Origin of the sequence: Microbacterium sp. NPDC058269 (assembly GCF_042881445.1) — a bacterium.
Lineage (GTDB): Bacteria > Actinomycetota > Actinomycetes > Actinomycetales > Microbacteriaceae > Microbacterium.
In genome coordinates, this window is sequence record NZ_JBHVXT010000001.1 from 464,865 (window position 1) to 488,619 (window position 23,755).

The following is a 23,755-nucleotide window of genomic DNA, read 5'->3' on the forward strand; positions in this document are numbered from 1 at the left end:
TGCAGACAACAACTGCCCCACAAGCATACGGCATCGTTCCGGTGGTGCCGAACCGGGATCGGGATGGCGTGTTCTTGTTAGGCTCAGCGAGCGTATGCAGGAGGAGGGAGCGCCGGTGAGCGCTGAAGTGCAGCAGTTCCAGGTGGATCTGCGCGGAGTCGTCGACCTGCTCAGCCGGCACATCTACTCCAGTCCTCGTGTGTACCTGCGGGAGCTGCTGCAGAACGCCCGCGATGCGATCACGGCCCGCCGTGAGGTCGACGGCGGAGGCGGACGCATCCGGATCACCCCGCTGACCGCGGAGAACGGCGAATTCGTGCTGCGCGACGACGGCGTGGGCCTGACGGTCACCGAGGTCGCAGACCTGCTGGCGACCGTCGGCCGCAGCTCCAAGCGCGACATCTTCGACCTGCCGCGCAGCGACTATCTCGGGCAGTTCGGCATCGGTCTGCTGAGCTGCTTCATGGTCGCCGACACGATCGTCATCCGCTCCCGCAGTGCCCGCGGCGGCGCCTCGGTGGAGTGGACGGGCAGCGCGGACGGCACGTTCCAGGTGGCCGAGATCGAGGAGGAACTGCCGATCGGCACGAGCGTGCACCTCGTTCCGCGTTTCGACGCCGACGAGCTGCTGCGCCCTGCAGCGGTGCACGAGCTGGCGACGACGTTCGGGGAGTTCCTTCCGGTGCGCGTCACGATCGACACCGCCGCGGGCGACATCGACATCACCAGGGATGCCCCGTTCCTCGACGCCGCGCAGGACCCCGAGTCGGCCGTCGGCTACGGGCGGGACCTGCTCGGAGCGAGCCCCCTCGACGTCATCGAGCTGAGCGAGCCGGCCACCGGCACCCGCGGCCTCGCCTACGTGCTGCCATTCGCCCCTCCTCCCGGTGCACGCCAGGCGACGCGCATGTATCTGGGCAGGATGCTGCTCTCCGAGCGCGTCGACGATGTGCTCCCCGACTGGGCCTTCTTCGTACGGGCCGTGATCGACTCCACCGGTCTCGCTCCGACCGCGAGCCGGGAGTCGCTCGTCGAGGACGCGGCCCTCGAACGCGTGCGGGAGCAGCTGGGCGCCGGCATCCGCCGCTGGGTGCTCGAGCTGGGACTGCGCGAACCCCACCGCCTGGCCCAGTTCGTCGCCGTGCACGAGGTCGGGCTCAAGTCGCTGGTGCGCCACGACGAGGAGCTCGCCCACTTCATCTCCCGGTGGCTCAGCGTCGAGACCACCCACGGCAGCCTGCGGATCGGCGATCTGGTCGAGCGGTACCCGCACATCCGGTACGCGCAGACGGTGGACGAGTTCCGACAGGTGGCCGGCATCTCCCCCTCCGACGAGGTGCTGGTGAACGGCGGCTACCTCTACGACGCCGACCTGGTCCGGATGCTGCCCGACCTCTACCCGCACGTCTCCGTCGAGCAGGTCGACGTCACGGGAGAGCTCGACCGTCTCGACCCGCCTCCCCTCGACGACCGCGATGCCGCTGTCGCCCTGGAGGCTCGCGCCGGTGCCGTGCTCGCGGCATCCGACTGCTCGGTCGTCGTGCGGTCGATCGATCGCACCGACCTGACCGGGCTCTATGTGGCCGACCCCGAGGTGCTGCGGGCGATCGACCGCGGACGCACCAAGGGCATCACCGGAGCGCTGTGGGGCGGCGTGCTGGACCGCATCGACCAGACCCTGTCCTCCGCTCGTGAAGACGACCTCCGCGCCCGCCTGTGCCTGAACTGGTCGAACCGTGTCGTGCGTGCGCTGGTGCGCGTGCAGGATGACGCGGTCTTCGCCCGCACCGTGCAGCTCCTGTACATCCAGGCGCTGCTCGCCGGACACCATCCGCTCGCCGACGCCGACCGGGCACTGATGACCAGCGCCCTCGCCGACCTCGTCTCGCTCTCGGCCGGTCTGGAGGGAGACACCATCCCCTTCGGCGACGCCCACTGACTCTCCCCCCGAAAGGTTTCGTCCATGGCACGTCCGAAGAAGCGCTTCCAGCAGCTGATCGAGGAGATCGATCGCACCCCCTGGGGCCCCGCAGAGCAGGCTCTGGTCTCGGAGGCGGTGGCCCTGGCCGTGGAGATCGGCGACGAGCGTCTCGAGTACGAGGCCCGGATGCGCCAGACGGCATCGGCGAACATGAACGGCGCGACCGACGTCATGCTCAACTCGTTCGCATGGTGCCTCGCCCATCACGACGCCGACCCGCAGCGGTTCCCCGCGGACCTCGACAACGGCGGTGCCGACCTGATGTGGCAGTTCAAGTGGATGGCGTCTTCGCTGCGCTCCTCCCCTGCGTTCTCGCAGGAGCAGATCGCCGCCGTGCTCGACGACATGGAGTCGCACTACCGCGCGGCGGGCCTCGGTGTCAGCGGCGTGCTCACCGCCCGCTTCGAAGACGCCTGGGACGCCGGTCGCATGGACGAGGCCGAAGCGCTGCGCGTGCAGCTCGAGGCCACGCCGCGCGACGACCACAGCCACTGCGATGCGTGCGGGCGCAGCCAGATCGCCGGATTCTTCGCCGACACCGACCGCGACGCCGAGGCGATCGTGCTCGTCGAGGAGATGATCGAAGGCGGCTTCTCCTGTGGTGAGGAGCCGGAGCACGCCCTCTCACGCGTCCTGGTCCCCTATCTCCGCGCCGGACGCCTCGACGAGGCGAAGACCGCGCACCTGCGCAGCTACCGACTGGCCAAGGACAACCCCGACAACCTGCGCATCGTCGCCAACAACATCGTGTTCGCCGCCCTCACCGGCAACGAGGCCCGTGCGCTCGCGCTGGTCGAGAAGCACATCTCCTGGCTCGCGCACGACGGACTGAACGTCGATGCCCACTTCGCTGCTCTCGCCGCCCTCGCCGTCGCTCTCGACCGCGTCACGGCCGCGGGCCACGGTGACACCCCGGTGCGCGGTGCGGAGGCAGCCGCCCTCGTCCCGTTCTTCGGCGAACACGACGGCGCCTGGAGCGCAGCCGATCTCGCAACAGCCTCCTGGGCCGCAGCAGAACGCATCGGCGCAGGGTTCGATGGTCGTGACGGGACCGACGGGCACGCCCGCAGCCTGGAGCGGATGCGCGCACTGGCCGACGAGCAGTACGACGTGCCGATCCGCTCCGACGCGTTCGTCACCCCGGCACCCACCACCGCGCCGGTCGACGCGGACGGATGGTTCGAGCGCGCCATGCAGCTCGCCCAGTTCGGGGCTGAGCACGAGACGCTCGAAGCCCTGCCCCGCGCCCTCGAGGTCGAAGACCCCGCCAAGCGCGCCCAGCTGCTCTCGATGCGCCTCGGCATCCTGATCGCCCTCGATCGCGCCGACGAGGCCCTTCAGCTTCTGCCGGAGCGCGTCGCGGCGCTCCGCGCGTCCGGTCGTGACGTGCAGGCCGACCTCGAGGAGCGCATCGGCCTCGCCACCTTCGGCCTGAACACCCCGGAGACCATGGCCGCCTTGGAAGAGGAGATCGCCGCCGCCGACGGGCTGCCCGCCTGGACGCGGGGCGACCTCGCGATCAGCCGCGCCGCCCTACACCTGCAGTCTGGTGAGCCCGACGCCGCCCTGGATCACGCCGAGGTGGCCGCACGGTCGTTCGCCGAGGCCGAAGACACCCGGCTGACGAACACCACGACGCTACTGGCCATCTCGGCCGTGCTGAGCAAGGGCGACCTCGAGGCAGGGAGCGCACTGCTCGACCGCTTCCTCGCTCAGGACGACCTCAGCACGGGCCACCGAGCCCAGGCGCTGCAGACCCGCGCGCGCGTGCGCGGCGGCGGCAGCACCTACGGGGAGGGCGCGGTCGACGCGGATGAGGCCTGCCGCCTGCTCGCCGAGCTGGGTGCGACCCGTGCGCTCGGCGACGCGCACCTGCTCGCGGGTGCCCTCTGGGAGGACGCCGACGAGCCCGAGAAGGCCGTCTCGCGCTACCGGCTGGCCGCCCGGCTGGGAGGCGAAGCCGGAGCGGACACGACCGGACTGGACTTCCGTCTCGCCCGCGCCATGCTGCGCGTCGGCGACGCGGAAGAGGCCGCAGAGCTCTTCGGCGACGTGCTGCAGCGCGAGGAGGAGGCCGACATCCCCGCCGGCTCTCGCGCCATGACCGCGTCGATGCTCGCGCGCGCCCTGAGCGCAGCGGGCGAATTCGGCCAGTCGGTCGGCGCGCACGGCTACGCCTCCGAGCTGTTCGGCCAGGCCGAGGAGCATGCGGACCAGGCGATGTCGATGACCGAGCAGGCGAAGATCCTCGCGCGCTTCGACGAGCACGACGACGCGATCGCCCTGCTCGAATCCGCGGCCGAGATCGTGCGCCGCGCACCGGATGCCGTCGGCGCCCTCACCGAAGTTCTGCACAGCCTCGGTCAGGCCTACGGCGGGCGCGGTGACGAGCGGGCGTTCGGGCTCTTCGACGAGGTCGCCGCGCTCGCACAGCAACACGAGGCGGAGTGGCTCCTCGCCGACGTGACCGACTCGCGCGCACGCGCCCTGGCCGAACTCGGCCGTGTCGACGAAGCGGTCTCGGCCGCGCTCACCGCTGCCGACGGCTTCGCGGCCCTCGGAGACCTGGGCTCTGCCGGAGGCTCTGAGCTGTTCGCCGCACGGGTGCTCGCCGGCAACGACCGCTCAGCCGACGCCGTGCCGGTGTACCGCAGCACCATCGAGCACGCGGCCGACCACCCGCCACTTCTGCAGGTCGCCGCCCTCGAGCTCGGCAACGTGTTCGAGGCGCTGGGACGGCATGGCGAGGCTGCCGAGATCCGCGCACATCTGGAGAGCTGAGCGCCGACTCGGCGCAGTGGCGCCGGCTCAGAAGAGCTGGCGCCAGTTCGCCTTCGCGAGGTCGAGCAGCTCGTCGCCGCGCCCGGACATGACCGTACGGATCGCGTAGAGCGCGAAGCCCTTGACCTGCGCGGCCTCGATGGCCGGCGGCATGGACAGCTCCTGCCGCTCGGTGACGACGTCGAGCAGTGCGGGGCCGTCGTGGGCGAGCACCTCGCGCACGGCATCGGGGAGGTCTTCGCTGCGTTCGACCCGGCGCGCGAAGATCCCCATCGCCTCGGCGATCGCGGCGAAGCTCGGATTCTCGAGCCCCGTCCCGTAGGTGACGAAGCCGGCGGCCTTCATCTCGAGCTCGACGAAGTTCAGCGACGAGTTGTTGACCACGATCGTCTTCACCGGAAGCTTGTTCTGCGTCAGAGTGAGAAGTTCGCCGAGCATCATCGAGAGTCCGCCGTCGCCGGCGAGGGCGACGACCTGACGGTCGGGGTGCGCGACCTGCGCCCCGATGCCGTGCATCAGAGCGTTCGCCATGGAGCCGTGGGTGAACGAGCCGATCAGGCGCCGGTTCTCGGTCATCGACAGGTAGCGCGCCGCCCACACGGTCGGGGACCCCACGTCGGCGGTGAAGATCGCGTCGTCGGTCGCGTACTCGTCCAGGAGACGCGCGAGGTACTGCGGGTGGATGGGCCGCTTGCCCTTGGCCGGCACCGCCAGCTCGTCGAGCTTCTTGCGGGTCTTGCGGTAGTGGGCGGTGGAGTCGTCGAGGTGCGAGCGGTCTTCCTTCCGCGCCACGCGGGGCAGCAGTGCGTCGGCCGTGGCGCGCACGTCACCGACCAACCCCAGATCGAGCGGATGCCGCTTGCCGAGCTGGGCGCCGCGGATGTCGACCTGGATCGTCTTCGCGTTGTCGGGGTAGAACTGCTCGTACGGGAAGTCGCTGCCCAGCACCAGCAGCGCGTCGGCCGCCTCCATCGCACGGAAGCCGGAGGCGAAACCGAGAAGCCCCGTCATCCCGACGTCGAAGGGGTTGTCGTACTCGATGAACTCCTTGCCACGGAGGGCGTGCACGATCGGCGCGCCGAGCTTGTCGGCGAGGGCGATCACTTCGTCGTGAGCACCTTCGACGCCGGCTCCGGCGAGGATCGTGACCTTCTTCGCGGCGTTCAGCAGCGTCGCCGCCTTCTCGAGCTCCGCCGCGTTCGGCACCACCACGGGGCGGGTGCGCTCGATCACGACGGCACGGTCGTCGGCGATGTCGGCCAGGGCGACGTCGCCGGGGATCACGAGCACGGCGACACCGCGCTCCTCGATCGCTGCCCGCATGGCGATCTCCATCAGGCGTGGCATCTGCTTCGGGTCGGCGACGTACTCCACGTAGACGCTGCACTCGCGGAAGAGCTCCTGCGGGTGCGTCTCCTGGAAGTACCCGGTGCCGATCTCGGTGGTGGGGATGTGCGCGGCGATCGCGAGCACGGGAACGCGGGAGCGGTTGGCGTCGTACAGTCCGTTGATCAGGTGCAGGTTGCCCGGCCCGCAGGACCCGGCGACGACGGCGAGCTCGCCAGTCGTGCCGGCATCGGCGGCAGCGGCGAAGGCGGCGGATTCCTCGTGCCGCACATGCACCCATCGGATCGTGCCGTCCTTGCGCAGCGCATCCGTGAAGCCGTTCAGGGAGTCCCCGGGGATGCCGTAGACACGGTCGATCCCGTTGGCGTGCAGAGTCTTGACGATGTTCTCAGCGACGTTTGCCATGCTTCGACCCTACGCCCGGGGCAGGGGGCGAGGCTCGTCCGAAGGCCGAGCCTCCGAGGGCCGCTCAGTACTCCTGAGCGCCATCCCGGTCCGGCTCGGCACTACGACGGAACGCCCGCCCGGAGACCGAGGTCGGCGCGATGCGCACGTAGACCCGCTTGAGCGTGGGGATCCAGGGGCGAAGGCCGGCCGCATCCGCACGGTGCACGTCGGCATCCGACTCCAGGGCGGTCGCGTGCCCGCGGACGATGACGCTCCAGGCATCCGTATCGGTGTGGTCATCGACCTCGAACAGCACATCGGTGTTCACCGTCAGCTCGAACAGCTTGCTGCCCGGCGCGGTACGGAACAGGATGCCGTCGCCGTCCACCACGTAGTTCACCGGGAAGATGTCGATCGTGTCTCCCACGTGGGTGACGAGTCTTCCCAGTTCCTGGGTGCCGAGGCGTTCCCAGCTCTGGTCGGAGGTCAGCGTCTCGATGGGGTCGGTGTGCGCGCTCATGTCGCCATTGTCTCCCACACGATGTCCCCACCGACAGGGCATCCGTCCCGCATTCCGTGGTGGATGCGAGAACGGCCCCCCGCGCTCTGCGAGAGGCCGTTCGTCGTACGCTCAGGCGATGCGGATGAGCTTCTTGTTGACGAACTCGTCCGCGGCCAGGTGGCCGAGCTCGCGGGCCGTACCACTGCGCTTGACGCCGCCGAACGGCAGCTCGGGACTGTCGGCCAGCACGAGGTTGACGTAGACCATGCCGGCCTCGATCTTGTCGGCCACGCGCTCGGCCTGCTCGGCATCCGTCGTGAAGACGTAGGAGCCGAGGCCGAACGTGGTGTCGTTCGCCAGCTCGACCGCCGCATCCTCGTCCGCCACGCGGTAGACGACGGCTGCGGGACCGAAGAGCTCCTCGCGGTACACGTTCATGTCAGGCGTCACGTCGGCCAGCACGGTCGGAGCGAAGAACGCGCCATCGCGAGTGCCGCCGGTGAGCAGCGTGGCTCCCTGCTCGACGGCCTGGTCGATCTGCTTCTGCAGGTTGGCCGCCGCCGTCTCGGACGAGACAGGCCCGAGGACGGTGTCATCGAGCATGGGGTCGGTCGCCTCGACGGCCGCCATCTTCTCCGTGAACTTCTCGACGAACGCGTCGTACAGGCCGTCGACGACGATGAAGCGCTTAGCGCCGTTGCATGCCTGTCCGTTGTTGTCGAGACGCGCGTCGACACCGGCCTGCACGGTCGCATCGAGGTCGTCGGTCGAGAGCACGATGAACGGGTCGGAGCCGCCCAGCTCCAGCGCGACCTTCTTGAGGTTGCGACCGGCGATCTCGGCGACCGCGGCACCGGCGCGCTCGGAGCCGGTCAGCGAGACGCCCTGCACCCGCGGGTCGGCGATCATCGTCGCGATCTGCTCGTTCGTCGCGAGCACGTTCTGGTAGGCGCCCTTCGGGAAACCGGCGTCGTGGTAGATCTTCTCGATCGCGGTCGACGACTCCGGGCACTGCGGCGCGGGCTTCAGCAGGATCGTGTTTCCCACGATCAGGTTGGGAGCCGCGAAGCGCACGATCTGATACGCCGGGAAGTTCCACGGCATGATGCCGACGAGCGGACCGAGCGAGGAGCGGCGGATGATGGCCGACCCCTCCCCCAGGATCGCGATCGGCTGGTCGGCCATGATCGACTCCGCCTGGTCGGCGTAGTACTCGGCGATGTCTGCGGCGAAGTCGACCTCGCCGAGGGCGGCCTCGCGGGGCTTGCCCATCTCGCGCACGAAGATGTCGGCGAGCTCCTCACGGCGCTCGCGGTGCAGCTCGGCTGCACGGCGGACGAGGGCCGCGCGCTCAGCGACCGTCGACGAACGCGACCACTCGCGGTGGGCCTCGTCTGCGGCAGCGACCGCCTCATCGATCTGGGCGTCCGTGAAGGTGTCGAAAGACGCCAGCGTCTCTCCGGTGGCGGGGTTGATGACGGCGTAGTCGGTCATGACATGTCCTCTCGTGTGGTGGTGCGGGGCCCGACAGCGCAGGCCCCGCATCGGAAATCAGGAGACCGGGATCAGCGTGTACTTGGTGGACAGGTACTCGTGGATGCCCTCGAAGCCGCCCTCGCGGCCGACGCCGGACTGCTTGACGCCGCCGAACGGTGCGGCCGCGTTCGAGACCACGCCCACGTTGAGACCCATCATGCCGGTCTCGAGACCGTCGATCATCCGCTGACCGCGCTGCAGGTTCTCGGTGAACACGTACGAGACCAGCCCGTACTCGGTGTCGTTCGCGAGGCGCACGGCTTCTTCCTCGGTCTCGAAGGTCGCGATCGCGAGCACCGGTCCGAAGATCTCCTCTCGGAGGATCGCACTTCCGGCGACCACATCGGTCAGCACGGTGGGCTCGTAGAACGTGCCCGTGCCCTCGACAGCCTTGCCACCGGCGAGCAGCGTCGCGCCGCGACCGACCGCGTCGTCGACGAGCTCGCCGGCCTTGGCGACGGCGTCCGCATCGATGAGCGGTCCGATCGCCACGCCGTCCTCGGTGCCGCGGCCGATCTTCATGTCGTTGACGCGCTCGGTCACGCGCTTGGCGAACTCGCCCGCCACGTCCTTGTGCACGATGAAGCGGTTCGCCGCCGTGCAGGCCTGCCCGATGTTGCGGAACTTCGCGGCCAGCGCACCGTCCACGGCCTTGTCGAGGTCGGCATCGTCGAACACCACGAACGGGGCGTTGCCGCCGAGCTCCATCGACACGCGCAGCACGCCCTCCGCCGCCTGGGCGATGAGCTTGCGGCCGACCTCGGTCGATCCGGTGAAGGAGAGCTTGCGCAGGCGCGGGTCGGCGATGATCGGTGCCGACAGCGCGCTCGACTTCGACGTCTGCACCACGTTCACGACGCCGGCCGGGAGTCCTGCCTCTTCGAGCAGCTTCGTGAAGTACATCGTCGTCAACGGTGTGAGCGCCGGGGGCTTGATCACGACGGTGCAGCCGGCGGCGAGCGCTGGTGCGATCTTGCGCGTGGCCATCGCGAACGGGAAGTTCCACGGCGTCACGAAGAACGACGGGCCGACCGGACGCTGCGACACGACCATGTGGCCGGTGCCCTCGGGGTTGATGCCGTAGCGGCCGCTGATGCGCACGGCCTCCTCGCTGAACCAGCGCAGGAACTCGCCGCCGTAGCCGACCTCGCCACGGGCCTCGGCGAGCGGCTTGCCCATCTCGAGCGTCATCAGCAGCGCCAGGTCCTCTTTGTGCTCCTGCACGAGGTCGAACGCCCGGCGGAGGATCTCGCTGCGCACGCGCGGAGCCGTCGCTGCCCAGCCGTCCTGAGCGGCGACCGCGGCATCGAGAGCGCGGATGCCGTCTGCGGGCGTCGCATCGGCGATGGTGCGGATCACGGCACCGGTCGCGGGATCCTGCACGTCGAAGGTGCCGCCGGTCTCGCCGTCGATCCACTGACCGCCGATGAAGAGGCCGGTGGGGATGCTGTCCAGGAGCGCCTGTTCGGTCTGAGTGCTCATGATTCTCTTTCTGTGAGGAGGGCTAGGAGCGCGTGCGTCGGCTGGGTGGTGCGTCGATACCCAGCGTCTGTCCGCGGAAGAACGCCGGCCGTCTGACCGCGTTCCAGATCATGACGACGATGCCGACGACGATGATCAGCATGCCGAGGATGAAGACGATGCCGACGCCGCCGATCTGCGAGCCCGAGCCGTAGGCCGGGTCCATCGAGTCGATCAGCGTGGTGAAGAACAGCACCGCGAGGATGGCGCCACCGACGAGCGGGAACAGGAACGTGAAGAAGAAGTTCCTCGTCGAGTCGAACCACTGCTTGCGGAAGTACCAGACGCACGCGAAGGCGGTGATCCCGTAGTAGAAGCAGATCATCATGCCGAGGGTGAGGATGGTGTCCCACAGCGTGTCCTCGCTCACGATGCGCATCACGGCGTAGAAGGCCGATGCCACGATGGCGGAGACGATGGTCGCGTACCCCGGCGTGAAGAACCGCGGACTGACCTTCGCGAACGACTTGGGCAGGGCACCGTAGTGCCCCATCGCCAGCAGGGTGCGCGCCGGACCCACGAACGTCGACTGCAGCGACGACGCCGAGCTGGTCAGCACCGCGAGCGACACGAGGAAGGCGAGCGGGCCGAGGATGGGGCCGGAGAGATGGAAGAACACGTTCTCCTGGATGCCCTCATTGCCGAGGCCCAGTGCCCCGGTGCCGACGCCCGCGAACATGATCATCGCGACCGCGAGCAGCAGGTACAGCGAGACGATCATGAGCACCGTGACGGTGGCGGCGCGGCCGGGAGTCTTCTCCGGGTCCTTCGTCTCCTCGTTCATGGTCAGAGTGACGTCCCACCCCCAGAAGATGAAGATCGAGAGCGAGAGTCCGGCGGCGACCGCGCTGAACGACGAGATCGCGAACGGGTTGAACCAGTTCAGGTCGAACGGCTGGTAGTCGAAGCCGTTGCCGTTCACCGCCTGCACGATCGCCGCGCCCGCGAAGAAGAGCAGCACGAGGATCTGGAAGCTGACGAGCCAGTACTGCAGCTTCTGCGTCGTCTGCATGTCGCGATACGAGATCCAGGTCGCCCCGAGCATGAACAGCAGACACACCCCGATGTTGATCCAGGTGACGCTCGCGAGGCCGGCGATGTCCGGATTGCCCGTGATCTGCGAGATCAGCAGGAAGAGGAAGTCGACCGCGATGCCGGCGAGGTTGGAGAGCACCAGGATCGTGGCGACCACCAGGCCCCAGCCCGCCATCCAGCCCACCCAGGGGCCGAAGGCGCGTGCCGCCCAGGTGAACGAGGTGCCGGAGTCGGGCATCCGGTTGTTGAGCTCGCGGTACCCGAACGCGACCAGGAGCATCGGGATGAAGCCGACCAGGATGATCGCGGGGATCTGCGACCCGACCGTCGAGGCGACGGGACCGACGGCGGCCGTGAACGTGTAGGCGGGAGCGATGCATGAGATGCCGATCACGACCGCGCCGATGAGGCCGACCGTTCCGGCGCTCAGGCCCTTGGTGGAGATCCCGGTCGTGACACCGGATTCGGGCTCCGTCGCCCGGTTGGTGCTGCTCATCAGCGTTCTCCTGCTTCGTTGCGGGTGCGCGGGACGACGATCATGGGGACGGGCAGCTCGTGCAGCATCTTCGCCGCCGTGGAGCCCAGGAACAGACGACGGGGCTGCGCCAGCCGGCTCGAGCCGACCAGGACGACCTCGCCGGGAAGCCAGGAGAGGTTCGCGACCGCGTCTTCGACGGAATCGCCCGGTGCCTTCTCCACAGCGGCGGTGCGCCCATCCGGGAGCAGCTCGGTCGCCATCGCGAGGACCTCCTGCCCGTGGTCGTCGCCGACCGTGCGGATCGCGCCCGTGTCGAGACCCGGCGGCACGTCGAACGGCACGAGGGAGACGAGACGGAGGTCGACGCCGCTGTCGCCGGCGAGGGCGACCGCCTCGTCGAGCAGCGCGTCGGCGCCCGGCCGCGAGCCGACCGCGACCGTGACGCGCGGGATGACGTGGTCGTCCTGCTGGGCGCTGCCCACAGGTGCCAGCGCCACCGGGATCGTCGACGAGTGCAGCAGCTCGGAGGCGACGCTGCCGAGCCGGTGGCGTCCGAAGATGCCGCCGCCCGCCGCGCCGATCACGATCACGCGGGCACCGAACTCCTCACCGGCGGCGATGAGCCCCTCGGCAAACGACTCGGAGAACCGGACATGACCGCTGCGGGTCAACTCCTGCGGCAGTCGGACGACGGCGTCGGCGAGCCACTTCCGCGCCTGCGACCTGATGTGCTCCTCGTAGGCGCGCTCCGGCGGGACAGCGGCGTTGCGCGTGCCCTCGTTCGGCAGCACGATCACCAGGTGCAGTGTCGCGCCCAGGCTGCGGGCGATGCGCGCACCCAGCGCTGCGGCATCCGCTCCCGCATCCGTCGCCGTGTACCCCACGACGACCGAGCCGGTCATCAGCTGCTGCTCTCGACAGCGCCCGCGTCGCGGCTGGCGTCGACGATGTTCGAGGCGACGAGGTGACCCATCCGGATCGCGCCGTCGACGTGCTGATACCCGGCGCCGGCCATGTCGCTGCAGGCGAAGTGGATCGGGCCGACCGCCGTGCGCAGGTCGGCGCCGTAGCGGTGCAGGCCGCCCATGTCGAAGCTCGCGGCGTAGGCGCCGCGCGTCCACTCCTCGCTGCCCCAGTCGCTCTCGTAGTAGACGACGGGGTTCTTGGCCTCGGGCCCGTAGTAGTGCGACAGCGACTCGAGGATGCGCTCCTTGCGCTCCTCGGCCGACAGCTCGAAGACACCGTCGGCGTTGGCGTCGGAGACGAAGCCCACCAGGGTGCCCCGCTCGTCGCCATGGTTCGTGTTGTCGTAGGCCTCGTGCGACAGCTCGTAGGGGCTGAACGCGGTGCCGCTGAGGCCCTGCTCACGCCAGAACGGACGGTCGTAGACGGCGTGCACCTTGATGACGAAGCCCATCGAGAGGTGCTGGTGCAGCTGGTGCTGACGGCGCGGCAGCGGCGGGACGAAGGAGATGCGGTTGTACAGCACCGGCGCGTGCGCGAGGATCGCGTGACGGGCGCGGACAGTGAGCTCGTCGGTGGTGGCGACGACACCCGCGTCCGACCACTCGAGGCTGCGGACCGGCTGGTTCAGCAGCACGTCGTCGCCCAGGCGCTCGGCGAGGCGCAGCGGCACCTGCTGCAGGCCGCCGACGACGCGCTTGTCGAGGATGAAGTCGGCATCGACGAGGTTCGAGTACGAACCGGCGGACGCGGCCATCAGCAGCGACTGCAGCAGCGAGAACGAGTGCGTGGGCTTGGTGAGCATCGCGGAACCCGTGGCGAAGGCCAGGTTGCGCACGGCCTCGTCGTCGTCGGTCTGCGCGCGCAGCCAGGCATCCCAGGTGATGGAGTCCCACTCCTCGGCGTTCGGGTGTGCCCAGGGCTGGTCGGGGTCGATCTCGGCGACCAGTGCGTCGAGGATGCCCGTGATGCGGGCGATCACGGCCTCGGTCTCCGCGGAGACGGGGAACATCTCGCCCGTGAAGCGGTGCGTCTTCCCGTCGGGGCCGACATAGACGCTGTCGCCCTCGCGGTAGCGGCTGTAGGTCTCGAGCCCCAGCTCTTCGATCGCATCCTTGAGCGCGTCCTGATCGGGTGAGACCCACTGACCGCCGATCTCGAGCATGGCGCCGTCGATGACGTCGGTCCACAGGCGCCCGCCCACGCGGTCGCGGGCCTCCAACACGGCGACCGAGAGGCCGGCCTTGCGCAGGTCGTTCGCGGCCGTGAGCCCTGCGGCTCCGGCCCCGATGATGAGTACGTCGCGGGTGATCTCAGACATCTGCAACTCCTTCGTTGGGTGAAGTAGTGCCGGTCGCGACCCGAAATCCCCCGATTGGGGTCGCGACCGGACAGGGGGTCAGGCCGCGCGGGAGCGCGGCCTGCATGCTATTCGGCGGCGGCTGCGGCGAGGGCGGCGGCCACGATGTCGAGTCCTTCGTTCAGCAGGTCGTCGCCGATCGAGAGGGGCGGAAGGAAGCGGATGACGTTGCCGTAGGTGCCGCAGGTGAGGACGATGACGCCCTGTGCGATGCATGCCTTCGCCACGGCAGCCGTGAGAGCGGCGTTCGGCGCCTTGGTCTCGGGGTCGACGAACTCGGCGGCGATCATCGCACCGTGGCCGCGGACGTCGCCGACGCGCGGGTCGTTCTGCTGGATCGCGGTGAGGCGGTCCGTGAGGATGGTGCCGATCTCGCGTGCCCGCTCGATCACGCCGTCGTTCTCGAACACGTCGATCGAGGCGAGTGCTGCGGCGCAGGCGATCGGGTTGCCGCCGTACGTGCCGCCGAGGCCGCCGGAGTGCGAGGCGTCCATGATCTCGGCGCGGCCGGTCACGGCGGCGAGCGGAAGCCCGCCGGCGATGCCCTTGGCCGTGGTGATCAGATCGGGCTCGATGCCGAAGATCTCGCTCGCGAACATGTGGCCGGTGCGTGCGAAGCCGGTCTGCACCTCGTCGGCGATGAACACGACACCGTTCGCGCGGCACCAGTCGACGATCGCGGGGAGGAAGCCGTCGGCCGGGACGATGAAGCCGCCCTCGCCCTGGATCGGCTCGATGATGACCGCGGCCAGGTTGTCGGCGCCGATCTGCTTCTCGAGCTGCAGGATGACGCGGGCCGCAGCCTCGCGACCGTCGAGCCCGTCGCGGAACGGGTACGACATCGGCGCCCGGTACACCTCGGGAGCGAACGGGCCGAAGCCGCTCTTGTACGGCATCGACTTGGCGGTGAGCGCCATGGTCAGGTTGGTGCGGCCGTGGTATCCGTGGTCGAAGGCGACGACGGCCTGGCGACCGGTGTGCTTGCGGGCGATCTTGATCGCGTTCTCGACAGCCTCGGCTCCCGAGTTGAACAGCGCGCTCTTCTTGGCGAAGTCACCGGGGGTGACGCGGTTGAGCGCCTCGGCGACGCCGACGTACGACTCGTAGGGCGAGATCATGAAACAAGTGTGCGTGAACTGCGCGGCCTGCGCGGCGACGGCGGCGGCGACCTTGGGGTGCGCGTTGCCGACGGTGGTCACGGCGATGCCGGAGCCGAGGTCGATGAGCGAGTTCCCGTCGGCGTCCACGACGACTCCGCCACCCGCGGCGACGGCGGCGATCGGAACGGTGTGCCCGACACCGGCCGCCACGGCATCCGCCTTGCGCGCGAGGATCTCGGCCGAGCGAGGGCCGGGGAGATCCGTGACCAGGCGACGCTCCTGCGGGAGGTCGGGTCCGCCGAGAGGGACTGCGGGGGCTGCGGTGTCGAGGAGTGCCATGTTCGCGAGCGTACGGCGGCGGGAGCGACGGCTGCACTCACCGGTCTGTACAATCTGAAGTGAGAATTCGCCCGCGCGTACAAGAGCCGGAGGTTGTCGTGGCCGCCACCACCCCACCGACCCTGCGCGCGCTGCTGCAGCGTCGCGACCTCGGCCTCTCACTGGTCCCCGACGAAGCCGACATCCCCGAGGGCGCGCTCGACCGCCCGCTGCGCTGGGTGCACAGCTCCGATCTCGCCGACCCCACCCCCTTCCTCTCCGAAGACCTGGCCCTGCTCACCACCGGGACCCAGTTCGACGACGCCGTGAGCATCGACACGTATGTCGGCCGGCTCGCGGACCGCGGGGTGATCGGCCTGGGATTCGGCACCGAGGTGCACCGCTCGGGCATCCCCGAGGAGCTCGTCGACGCGTGCGCCACGCACGGGATGCCGCTGTTCGCCGTGCCCTACCGCACGCCGTTCATCGCCGTCGCCCGAGCGCACTCCGAGGCCATCGCGGCCCAGGCCTATGCCCGACGATCCTGGGCGCTCGACACCCAGCGCGCCCTCGCCCTCGCGGCCCTCCGCCCGCACGGCCTCGATGCGACGATCGCCGAGCTCGGGCGCCGACTCGACGTCTGGGCCGGGATGTTCGACGCGGCGGGAGCGCTCACCCTGTCCCACCCGCGCGACGCCGTCGACGCGCATGTGCTGGACGAGGTCGGGGACCGCGTGGTGGAGATCCTGACCCGCGGGCTCGAGGCCGGACAGTCCCTCAGCATCGAGGACCACTCGTTCATGCTGTTCACGGTCGGCCGCGGCGGACATCTGCGTGGGGTGATCGCCCTGGCCCTCGACGCGCTCGATCCCGAAGCCCGATCGGTCGTGACCTCGGTCATCGCCATGGCCGGGCTCGCTATGGAGCAGAGCGAGCAGCTCGCCCGCAGCCGCCGGCGCCTGCACGCCCAGCTTCTCGGATCACTCCTCACCGACGACCCCTCCCTCGCCAGGAGGGTGCTGGGCAGCCTGCCTGCCGCGCCCGTGCTCGTGGCCGTCGCCGCCGACGCGCCGGCCGGCCCGCTCGCCGACTGGTGGGAGCGGCACCGCGCCGAGCACGGCACCTCGGTCTTCCTCGCCGAGTCCGAGGAGGGCGTGACGATGTGCGTGTCCGCCGGCGACGAGGCCCTGCTCGACGAGGTCGCCGCACGCTTCGGCGTCCGCATCGGCGTCTCCGATTCCGAGGCCTACGACTCGTTCGCCCGTGCACACGCACAGGCGCTCACGGCGCTGCGTCAGCAGGGCACGCACGGAGTCGCCCGGTACGCCGACACCGTGGGGTCGAGCATCCTCACCGCTCTCGCCACGGACGAGGCCCGTCTGGTCGCCGAGTCGCGCCTCGCACCGGTGCGCGAGCACGATGCCCGCACCGGAGCCGATCTCGAACGCTCGCTGCGCACCTGGCTGGAGCACGACGCGAAGGCGGAATCCGCCGCGATCGCGCTCGGAGTGCATCGGCACACCCTGCGCTCCCGCATCGCCCACGCGGGCGCCCTGCTCGACATCGACCTGTCGACCTTCCCGGCTCGCGCCGAGCTCTGGACGATCCTGCAGACCGCCAGGGATTGATGCCGGGTCAGTCGGCGGTGCCCTCGCCGAGGTTGGCCGAGACCACCTCGAGAGCGTGGGCGCGCGCCTGCACCGCATCCACGCCGCGCTCGGTCGCGACCGCGGCGGCGAACACCTCGGCGAACACGAGGTAGGCCACGCGGGAGGTGTGCTCGAGCTCGTCGCGGAAGCTCACCCCGGTCGGCGCGATCACGAGCGACAGCGACGCCGCCTCGGTCAAGGCCGACGAGGCGAACGACGTCAGGGCGATCACGGTCGCACCGCCCCGCGCGGCCGCGGTCGCGACGCGCAGACTCGCCTCGTTCGCACCGGAACCGCTCACCACGAGGCAGACGTCTTCGGCCGTGAGGTGGCGAGCCGCGATCTGCTGGGCGATGGCGTCGGCGATGAATTCCGCCGAACGCCCGGCGGCGGTCAGCCGCATGGCGAGGTCGTTGGCGATCGGCGACGACAGCCCGTTGGCGAGCACGAGCAGACGACGGGCGGATGCCGAGAGGCGCACGGCCTCGGCGACCGCATCCGGGTCGAGCAGGCTGGCGAGCGCCGGCAGGGAGCCCGCCAGACGATCGATCTCCCCCCGCATGCGTCCGAGCACGCCGGGACCGTGGTCGACGGCCGCCTCTCCGGGCGTGCTGCCGAGTTCGGCGGCGAGCGCGACCCGCAGCTGCGGATAACCGCGATAGCCGATGCCCTGGCAGGTGCGGACCACGGTGGCGCGGCCGACGCCGGCCCGGTCGGCGAGCTCCTGCGCCGTCCACTCCACGACCTCGTCGGCCGATTCGACGATCAGCTCGGCGACGCGGCGCTCGGCCGGCTGCAGGGTGTTGAGCACGGCCGCGATGCGTGCGGTGGGCGGGGCGCTAGGCGAGAACACGGGCTCGGGCTCCCTCCATGATGCGGCGACGGATCGCACCGGACGCCGCATCGATCAGCATCGTCACCACGACCACCACGATGAGCAGGACACCCACCGTCGACCACTCACGGTACTGGGTGTACGAGGTGAGCATGTCGCCGATTCCGCCGACGCCGATGAGCCCCAGCACCGCGGAGGAGCGCACGTTGATCTCGAAGCGGTACAGCCAGAACGACCAGAACGCCGGTTCGGCCTGCGGCCAGACACCCCAACGCAGCACCTGGAGGGTGCCGCCGCCGGCCGCGCGCGCCGCTTCGATCGGACCGCGGGGCACGGCCTCGACCGCCTCGTACCCCCATTTGCCGAGCGTGCCGATGCCGTTGATGGCGAGGGCGAGCGCACCGGTGAACGGAGTGAGGCCGGTGACCGAGAGGATCACGATCGCGATGATGATCTCAGGGACCGCCCTGATCAGCGAGAAGAGTCCGCGCAGGAGCGCCCGCAGCCACGCGGGCCCGAATCCGCGCGCGGCGACCAGGCTCAGCGGGGTCGCGAGCACGATGCCGAGGATCGTGCCGACCCAGGCCATCTCGATGCTCCGCCACGTCTGCCACAGCGCCTCCGGCAGCTTCTCCCAGTTGGGATCGGCGAACATCAGGAACGTGTACCGGATGATCTCGGACGGCAGATCGGCGAGACGGGACCAGTCGATGTCGATCGACCAGAACGCCAGGACCACGACGCCGGTGACGAGGGCCCATCCGGCGATCAGCCAGGGCCGGCGGGGCTTGGCGGGGATGACGGTGAGCGCCGCGCTCATACGAGCCTCCGTCGGATGGCGTCCGAGACGAGGTCGATCACGATGACGACGATGAGGATCTCCAGGATGATGAGTGAGAGCTGGTCGTACCGGTAGAACGTGCGTACCGCGTCGATCAGCAGGCCCATGCCACCGGCGCCGACAAGGCCGAGCACGGTCGAGGCGCGCACGTTCAGCTCGAACACGTACAGGGTCTGGTTGGCGAAGGCGGGCCAGGCGTCGGGCAGGGCGAGCGTGCGGTTGATCTTGGTCTGCGTCGCCCCCACCGCGCGTCCGGCCTCGAGGGGGCCGCGGTCGTTGGTGTCGATGGCCTCGGAGACGAGTTTGACGATGATTCCGACATTGAACAGCAGCAGCGCCAGGATTCCGGGGAGCGCACCGACCCCGACCATCGCGACCAGGATCGCCGCGTACAGCAGGTCGGGCACGCTGCGGATGACGTTGAGGATGCCGCGCACGATGACGCGCGCCGTGGTGTTCGGGTTGGTGGCGCGCGCGGCCCAGAAGCTGAGCGGCAGCGAGACGAGTGCACCGATCGCCGTCGCGATCACCGCCATCTGCAGCGTCTCGACGAGAGGTGCGACGGTGCGGGGGAAGAAGCTCCAATCGGGCAGGAGCAGCTTCACGATCTTGTCGGCGCCGTTCTGCCAATTGCGAGCGATGGCCGAGAAGTCGACGCCGATGCCGATCACCGGCAGGCACATCACGACCGTGACGGCCACGACGGCGGCCAGGATCACGGGCCCCTTCCACGCTCCTCGCGGGCGGGCGGGGATGTCGAGGACCGACGGGTTCGGCGTGCCGCTCATGCGTCCAGCCGGTCGTCGGGCGTGAGCGAGCGGCCGTAGATGCTCTCGAAATCGGCGTCCGTCGCACTGGTGGCGGGCCCGTCGTAGACGATCTCCCCGGCGCGCATGCCGATCATCCGCGCCCCGTACTCACGGGCGAGGTCGAGCAGATGCAGATTGACGAGCACCGTGATTCCGAGATCCCGGTTGATGCGGCGCAGGTCGTTCATCACCCCGTGCGCGGTGGGCGGATCGAGGCTCGCGACCGGCTCGTCGGCGAGGACGATGCGCGGCTCCTGGGCGAGGGCACGGGCGATCGCGACCCGCTGCTGCTGGCCGCCCGAGAGCTCGGAGGCGCGGGAGTGCAGCTTCGGCAGGATGCCCACGCGATCGAGAGCATGGTACGCGAGCTGCTTGTCCGCTTCGGGATAGACGCCCAGGAGCGTGCGCCAGAGCGGCGTGTGGGCGAGGCGCCCGACGAGCACGTTATGCAGCACGCTCGCGCGGCCTGCGAGGTTGAAGCCCTGGAAGACCATGCCGATGTCGCCGCGGAGGCGGCGGAGGGTGCGCGACGAGGCGCCGCTCACCCGGTGCTCCCCCACGTCGAGGGCGCCGCTCGTCACCGGCACGAGGCCGTTGATCGTGCGGATGAGGGTGGACTTGCCCGAGCCGGAGAGCCCGACGACGGCGACCATCTCGCCGGCCTCGATGTCGAGCGACACCCGGTTCAGGCCGATCGTGCCGTTGGGGTAGCGGACCGTGACCTCATCGAGGCGGATGGACCACGGCGTGGACGCCGCAGCAGGAGCTGCGGCGTCCACGTGCTGGATCTGATCGGACAATTTACTGGAGCCCCAGAGCCTGTGCGGCACGGGCCACGACGTCGAGCGAGTCGGGGTCGGCCGGCGCGAGCTTGGTGATCGAGTAGATGCTGGTGAGGATCTCGGAGCCCTCTGGGGTGTTCGAGAAGTCCTCGAGCGCCTTCGTGATGCGATCCTGCAGCTCGGGTGACAGGTCGGACGAGAGGGCGACGCCGTCGTTCGGGATCTCCTCGGTCATGGCGAACACGACGACCTTCTGGCCGACGTCGGGGGTGTCCTTCGCGACGATCGTGCGGGCGTCCCAGAAGCTGAATCCCACCTCGGCGTCGCCGTTGTAGACCGCGAGCACCGAGGCGTCGTTCGCGGTGACCGGGATCTGCTGGATGTCGGTGTCGGTGTCGAGACCGGCCTCCTGCAGCGCGACGATCGGGTAGATGTAGCCGGCGGGCGAACCGGGGCCGAGCACGGCGACCTTCGCGCCCTTCACCTTGTCGATGCTGTCGAGGCCGGCCGGGCCCTTCATGGCGTCGGCGCCGTTGCAGAACAGCATCCCGTCGCGCTCGACCGGCTCGTCGTCGCAGTACTTGTCGGGGTTGTTCGTCATGAACTGCGCGGGGTAGGTGATGTTGCCGTTGCGCTCGGTCTGGAGCACGACCTTCGCGTCGTACATGTCGTTCGCCTGCCACAGCTGCAGCGACGGCAGGAAGCCGATCTGCGCCTGGCCTGCGCCCATCGCCTCGACGGCGGCCTGGTAGTCCTTCGACACGACGCCGGTGACCTCGATGCCGAGCTCCTCGGTGAGGTAGTCGGTGAGGGGCGCGGCGGTGTCGACGAGTCCGTCCTGGTCCTGCGAGGGCACGAGGGCGAGCACGATCGAGTCGGGGTCGGCAGCGGGGGCTGCGGAATCCTCGGGCGCGGCGGTGCTGCTGGAGCAACCGGCGAGCACCACGGTCAGCAGGGCGCCGACCGCGACGACGCCCGCTGCGGAGGAGCGGAGGAGAGAGGTACGCATGTTCATCCTTCGATGGGGGTGAGTGTGTGAGGGAGGGGTACGAGCGGGGAGGGAGAGGTCTCAGCCGCGCAGCCAGGCCTCGAGCTGGGGAACCAGCGTCGAGAACTCGGCGGCGCGGAAGGTCGGGGTGGCGTCTGGGTCGGAGAATCCGCCGATCAGCGCGGTCGCATGGCCGCGGGCGTGCGCGGGGGCGAGGTCGTTGTGCCAGATGTCGCCGACGCTCAGCACTCGGGCGTCCGCGGGGAGCTCGGCGAGCACGGCCTCGAGCCCCCGGGGCTTGCCGGCGCCGGTGACGATCCGGTCGAACAGTCCGCGAAGACCGAGCGTCTCCAGGGCGTCGACGATGCGGATGGCCGGCGCGTTCGTGACGAGGATCCGCTCGGCGTCGACCGAGGAGAGGAACTCGGCGAGCCCGTCCGGTGCGGTGATCGGGGCATCGGCAGTGCCGAGCTGCGCACGACTTGCGAGATAGGCGCTGCTCAGGAGACGGGCATCCGCTCCCCTGGCTTCGGCGACCCGACGCACCGCGTCGTAGCCGTCGAGCGCATCCCCGTCGGCTGCGGCGAGGACCGTGCGGACGTCGTCGAGGAAGGTGCCGTCGTCACCGAGGCCGGCAGCGACCTGATGTGCGTAGGCGAGGACCGGACCGTCGCCGAGGGCGATCGTGCCGTCGAAATCGAAGAGGAGGATGGAGTTCACGGAGTTCTTTCTGTGGGGACGCTCCGTCCATGATGAGGAACGATTGTGGACAGAAAGTCCCGAACGCGTGAACGCCGTGTGAACAATCCGTCCACTCCACTCGCGTATGGTGAGCGCCGTGTCCGAACTCGAACAGCTCACGCATGCGGCGCACCTCGCCGCCGACGGATCCGACGCCGGCGCACGCTCCGCCCTCGACGCCCTCCCCTGGCTGGCATCTGCGATCCACGACGACCGCACGGCCGGCCGCTTCGCCGTGTGGGGACGGTCGTCGGTGATCGACGAGAACACGGGTGCGGCGACCATCCCCCGCGCGCTGTTCGAGGAACTGCACGCACACGCGGATATCGCCGCCGACTGGCCGATCGGCAATGCGGGAGTGCTGCACTGCTACGGCTACATGCTGTCGCTGGAGCCCACCCCGTACGGACTCAAACGCGAACGCTGGACCGAGGGCGCGCTGGCTCAGGCATGCCACCTGCCTCCGGACGCGTTCCGCCCCTGGAGCGAGGGGCCGACGCTGCTCGCGCGAGCGACCGCCGCCGCATCCGCACTCCTCGCCACCCCCGCTGCCGGCGCGACCCAGGTGATCGACGCCCGCGAGGCCAGGCTGGCCCTCGGCGCCGCGCAGGGCCCGACCGCTCTCGCCTACGCCGTCGCGCCGACCGCGGGCGCCGCCCCTCTGCTGGTCACGATGTTCCCGGTCGCCGATGCGACCATCCCCCTCACGGAGTTCCGCGCGGATCCGCGCCTGCGCTGGAACGCGGTCTAGCCTCCCCGGTTTCGACGCCCCCGGTCGCGCTTCGTGCCGCCCGCGCGGCTTCTGAGCGGCAGCAACTGCGACCGGAGCAGCGAGTCAGCGGCGGATCCGAGCGTGATCGCCCAAGAGAGACCGGCAACGGATGACGTCGTCCGCGGCCTGGGCGATCAACGCGTCGACACCGTCGAAGCGCAGAGTCGGTCGCAGGCGCGCGACGAGGGTCACGGCCAGCCGGCGACCATACAGGTCGAGATCCGCATCGTGCAGGTGCACCTCGACACGTCGCGCACGGTCGCCGTCGAACGTCGGGTTCGCACCGACGCTCACGCTCGCCGCCCAGAGCGGCGGATCGTCGTCGATCCGCGCCCAGGCCGCGTAGATCCCGTCCTCAGGGAGGCCTCCCTCGCCCAGTTCCAGGTTCGCCGTCGGGAAGCCGAGCCCACGCCCCCGACCGTCACCCGGGACGACCATCCCGGCGATCGTCCCGAGCGGCGGAGCGCTCACGCGTTCTCGGGCGCGGCGATGGAGCGGTAACGGCTCTGGTGGAAGACCAGGGGCTCGACATCGTCGAACAGCGTGACGTCGGCGATCTCGTACAGGGCGATCTCGTGATCCCCGCCGTCGAACGTGCTGTGCAGGCGGCAGGTGAGCCAGAGCGCCGCATCCGCGATCAGCACGGCTCCCCCATCGGTGCGCTGCCACTCGTGCCCGCCGAACCGGTCGCCCTCACGCGCCGAGAGCGAGCGGCTGAGCGGCTCATGGTGCGCGGCGAGCACACTCATGCCGAGCTCGGGCACCGTGCGCAGCACCGGCCAGGTCTTCGACGTGCGGGCTGCGCTGATCGCGACGAGTGCGGGTTCGAGCGAGATCGAGGTGAAGGAGTTGACCGCCATCCCGACGGCTCGCTCGTCGATGTGGGCAGCGAGAGCCACGACACCGGTCGGATACACCGAGAAGGCCCGGCGGAGGGCGAGGTCGCGCGGCAGGGCGTCGGTCACGGCAGTCGTCATTTCGGCTTCCTTTCGTTAGTCAACTTTGACTAGTTTCGATAATAGGCAATTT

The 23,755-nt window shown here is 69.8% G+C and carries 20 protein-coding genes; 4 read left to right on the forward strand and 16 right to left on the reverse strand.

What is annotated here, in order from left to right; genetic code table 11:
* Positions 1-115: 115 nt before the first annotated feature.
* Positions 116-1,939: an HSP90 family protein gene (locus tag ACFVWL_RS02280; protein ID WP_387177982.1), complete on the forward strand. Its 1,824-nt coding sequence runs from the start codon at positions 116-118 to the stop codon at positions 1,937-1,939.
* A 24-nt stretch (positions 1,940-1,963) separates the two neighbouring features.
* The gene (locus tag ACFVWL_RS02285; RefSeq protein WP_387177985.1) at positions 1,964-4,762 is read left to right on the forward strand and encodes a hypothetical protein; all 2,799 of its coding nucleotides are present in this window, start codon (positions 1,964-1,966) and stop codon (positions 4,760-4,762) included.
* Between the two features lie 27 nt (positions 4,763-4,789).
* On the opposite strand, the gene poxB is transcribed toward ACFVWL_RS02285, so the two are convergent.
* The 8 genes from poxB to gabT form a co-directional block, all read right to left on the reverse strand.
* A complete protein-coding gene (gene poxB / locus ACFVWL_RS02290) occupies positions 4,790-6,514 on the reverse strand; it encodes a ubiquinone-dependent pyruvate dehydrogenase (protein WP_387177987.1) in 1,725 nt (574 codons plus the stop codon).
* Between the two features lie 64 nt (positions 6,515-6,578).
* Entirely contained in the window at positions 6,579-7,016 is a 438-nt protein-coding gene (locus ACFVWL_RS02295) for a pyridoxamine 5'-phosphate oxidase family protein (RefSeq protein ID WP_387177989.1), read from the reverse strand.
* A gap of 111 nt (positions 7,017-7,127) precedes the next feature.
* Positions 7,128-8,492 carry an NAD-dependent succinate-semialdehyde dehydrogenase gene (locus tag ACFVWL_RS02300; RefSeq protein ID WP_387177991.1) on the reverse strand — a complete coding sequence of 455 codons (1,365 nt, stop codon included), beginning with the start codon at positions 8,490-8,492 and terminating at the stop codon, positions 7,128-7,130.
* A gap of 57 nt (positions 8,493-8,549) precedes the next feature.
* On the reverse strand, positions 8,550-10,016 hold the full coding sequence (locus ACFVWL_RS02305) for an NAD-dependent succinate-semialdehyde dehydrogenase (RefSeq protein WP_387177994.1): 1,467 nt from the start codon (positions 10,014-10,016) through the stop codon (positions 8,550-8,552).
* A gap of 22 nt (positions 10,017-10,038) precedes the next feature.
* Positions 10,039-11,586 (reverse strand): APC family permease, encoded by a 1,548-nt coding sequence (locus ACFVWL_RS02310; RefSeq protein ID WP_387177996.1) that lies wholly within the window; start codon positions 11,584-11,586, stop codon positions 10,039-10,041.
* A complete protein-coding gene (locus tag ACFVWL_RS02315; protein ID WP_387177999.1) occupies positions 11,586-12,470 on the reverse strand; it encodes a universal stress protein in 885 nt (294 codons plus the stop codon). Before ACFVWL_RS02315 ends, ACFVWL_RS02310 begins: the two co-directional genes overlap by 1 nt.
* Positions 12,470-13,852, reverse strand: coding sequence for a flavin monoamine oxidase family protein (locus ACFVWL_RS02320; protein WP_387178001.1), 1,383 nt, complete (start codon positions 13,850-13,852; stop codon positions 12,470-12,472). The genes ACFVWL_RS02315 and ACFVWL_RS02320 overlap by 1 nt, the downstream gene beginning before the upstream one ends.
* Before the next feature lie 107 nt (positions 13,853-13,959).
* Positions 13,960-15,330 (reverse strand): 4-aminobutyrate--2-oxoglutarate transaminase, encoded by a 1,371-nt coding sequence (gene gabT / locus ACFVWL_RS02325; protein ID WP_387178003.1) that lies wholly within the window; start codon positions 15,328-15,330, stop codon positions 13,960-13,962.
* 98 nt (positions 15,331-15,428) lie between these two features.
* Here gabT and ACFVWL_RS02330 point away from each other — a divergent pair, with 98 nt between their 5' ends.
* Positions 15,429-16,937 (forward strand): PucR family transcriptional regulator, encoded by a 1,509-nt coding sequence (locus ACFVWL_RS02330; RefSeq protein ID WP_387178005.1) that lies wholly within the window; start codon positions 15,429-15,431, stop codon positions 16,935-16,937.
* A gap of 7 nt (positions 16,938-16,944) precedes the next feature.
* Here ACFVWL_RS02330 and ACFVWL_RS02335 read toward each other — a convergent pair whose 3' ends face one another.
* From ACFVWL_RS02335 to ACFVWL_RS02360, 6 genes are read right to left on the reverse strand one after another with little or no spacing between them, the layout of a single operon-like run.
* A complete protein-coding gene (locus ACFVWL_RS02335) occupies positions 16,945-17,811 on the reverse strand; it encodes a MurR/RpiR family transcriptional regulator (RefSeq protein WP_387178008.1) in 867 nt (288 codons plus the stop codon).
* The gene (phnE, locus tag ACFVWL_RS02340; protein ID WP_387178011.1) at positions 17,798-18,613 is read right to left on the reverse strand and encodes a phosphonate ABC transporter, permease protein PhnE; all 816 of its coding nucleotides are present in this window, start codon (positions 18,611-18,613) and stop codon (positions 17,798-17,800) included. The genes ACFVWL_RS02335 and phnE (ACFVWL_RS02340) overlap by 14 nt, the downstream gene beginning before the upstream one ends.
* Positions 18,610-19,422, reverse strand: a complete 813-nt coding sequence (gene phnE / locus ACFVWL_RS02345) for a phosphonate ABC transporter, permease protein PhnE (protein ID WP_387178015.1) — start codon at positions 19,420-19,422, stop codon at positions 18,610-18,612. The genes phnE (ACFVWL_RS02340) and phnE (ACFVWL_RS02345) overlap by 4 nt, the downstream gene beginning before the upstream one ends.
* Positions 19,419-20,243 (reverse strand): phosphonate ABC transporter ATP-binding protein, encoded by an 825-nt coding sequence (gene phnC / locus ACFVWL_RS02350; protein ID WP_387178018.1) that lies wholly within the window; start codon positions 20,241-20,243, stop codon positions 19,419-19,421. Before phnC ends, phnE (ACFVWL_RS02345) begins: the two co-directional genes overlap by 4 nt.
* 1 nt (position 20,244) lies before the next feature.
* Positions 20,245-21,234 carry a phosphate/phosphite/phosphonate ABC transporter substrate-binding protein gene (gene phnD, locus ACFVWL_RS02355; protein WP_058632141.1) on the reverse strand — a complete coding sequence of 330 codons (990 nt, stop codon included), beginning with the start codon at positions 21,232-21,234 and terminating at the stop codon, positions 20,245-20,247.
* 60 nt (positions 21,235-21,294) lie between these two features.
* Positions 21,295-21,933 carry an HAD family hydrolase gene (locus ACFVWL_RS02360; protein WP_387178022.1) on the reverse strand — a complete coding sequence of 213 codons (639 nt, stop codon included), beginning with the start codon at positions 21,931-21,933 and terminating at the stop codon, positions 21,295-21,297.
* Positions 21,934-22,051: 118 nt separating this feature from the next.
* On the opposite strand from ACFVWL_RS02360, the gene ACFVWL_RS02365 reads away from it, so the two are divergent.
* Entirely contained in the window at positions 22,052-22,705 is a 654-nt protein-coding gene (locus ACFVWL_RS02365) for an amino acid deaminase (RefSeq protein ID WP_387178025.1), read from the forward strand.
* 84 nt (positions 22,706-22,789) lie between these two features.
* On the opposite strand, the gene ACFVWL_RS02370 is transcribed toward ACFVWL_RS02365, so the two are convergent.
* Positions 22,790-23,197: a riboflavin kinase gene (locus ACFVWL_RS02370; protein ID WP_387178027.1), complete on the reverse strand. Its 408-nt coding sequence runs from the start codon at positions 23,195-23,197 to the stop codon at positions 22,790-22,792.
* Positions 23,194-23,703: a flavin reductase family protein gene (locus ACFVWL_RS02375; RefSeq protein WP_387178030.1), complete on the reverse strand. Its 510-nt coding sequence runs from the start codon at positions 23,701-23,703 to the stop codon at positions 23,194-23,196. Before ACFVWL_RS02375 ends, ACFVWL_RS02370 begins: the two co-directional genes overlap by 4 nt.
* Positions 23,704-23,755 lie beyond the last annotated feature (52 nt).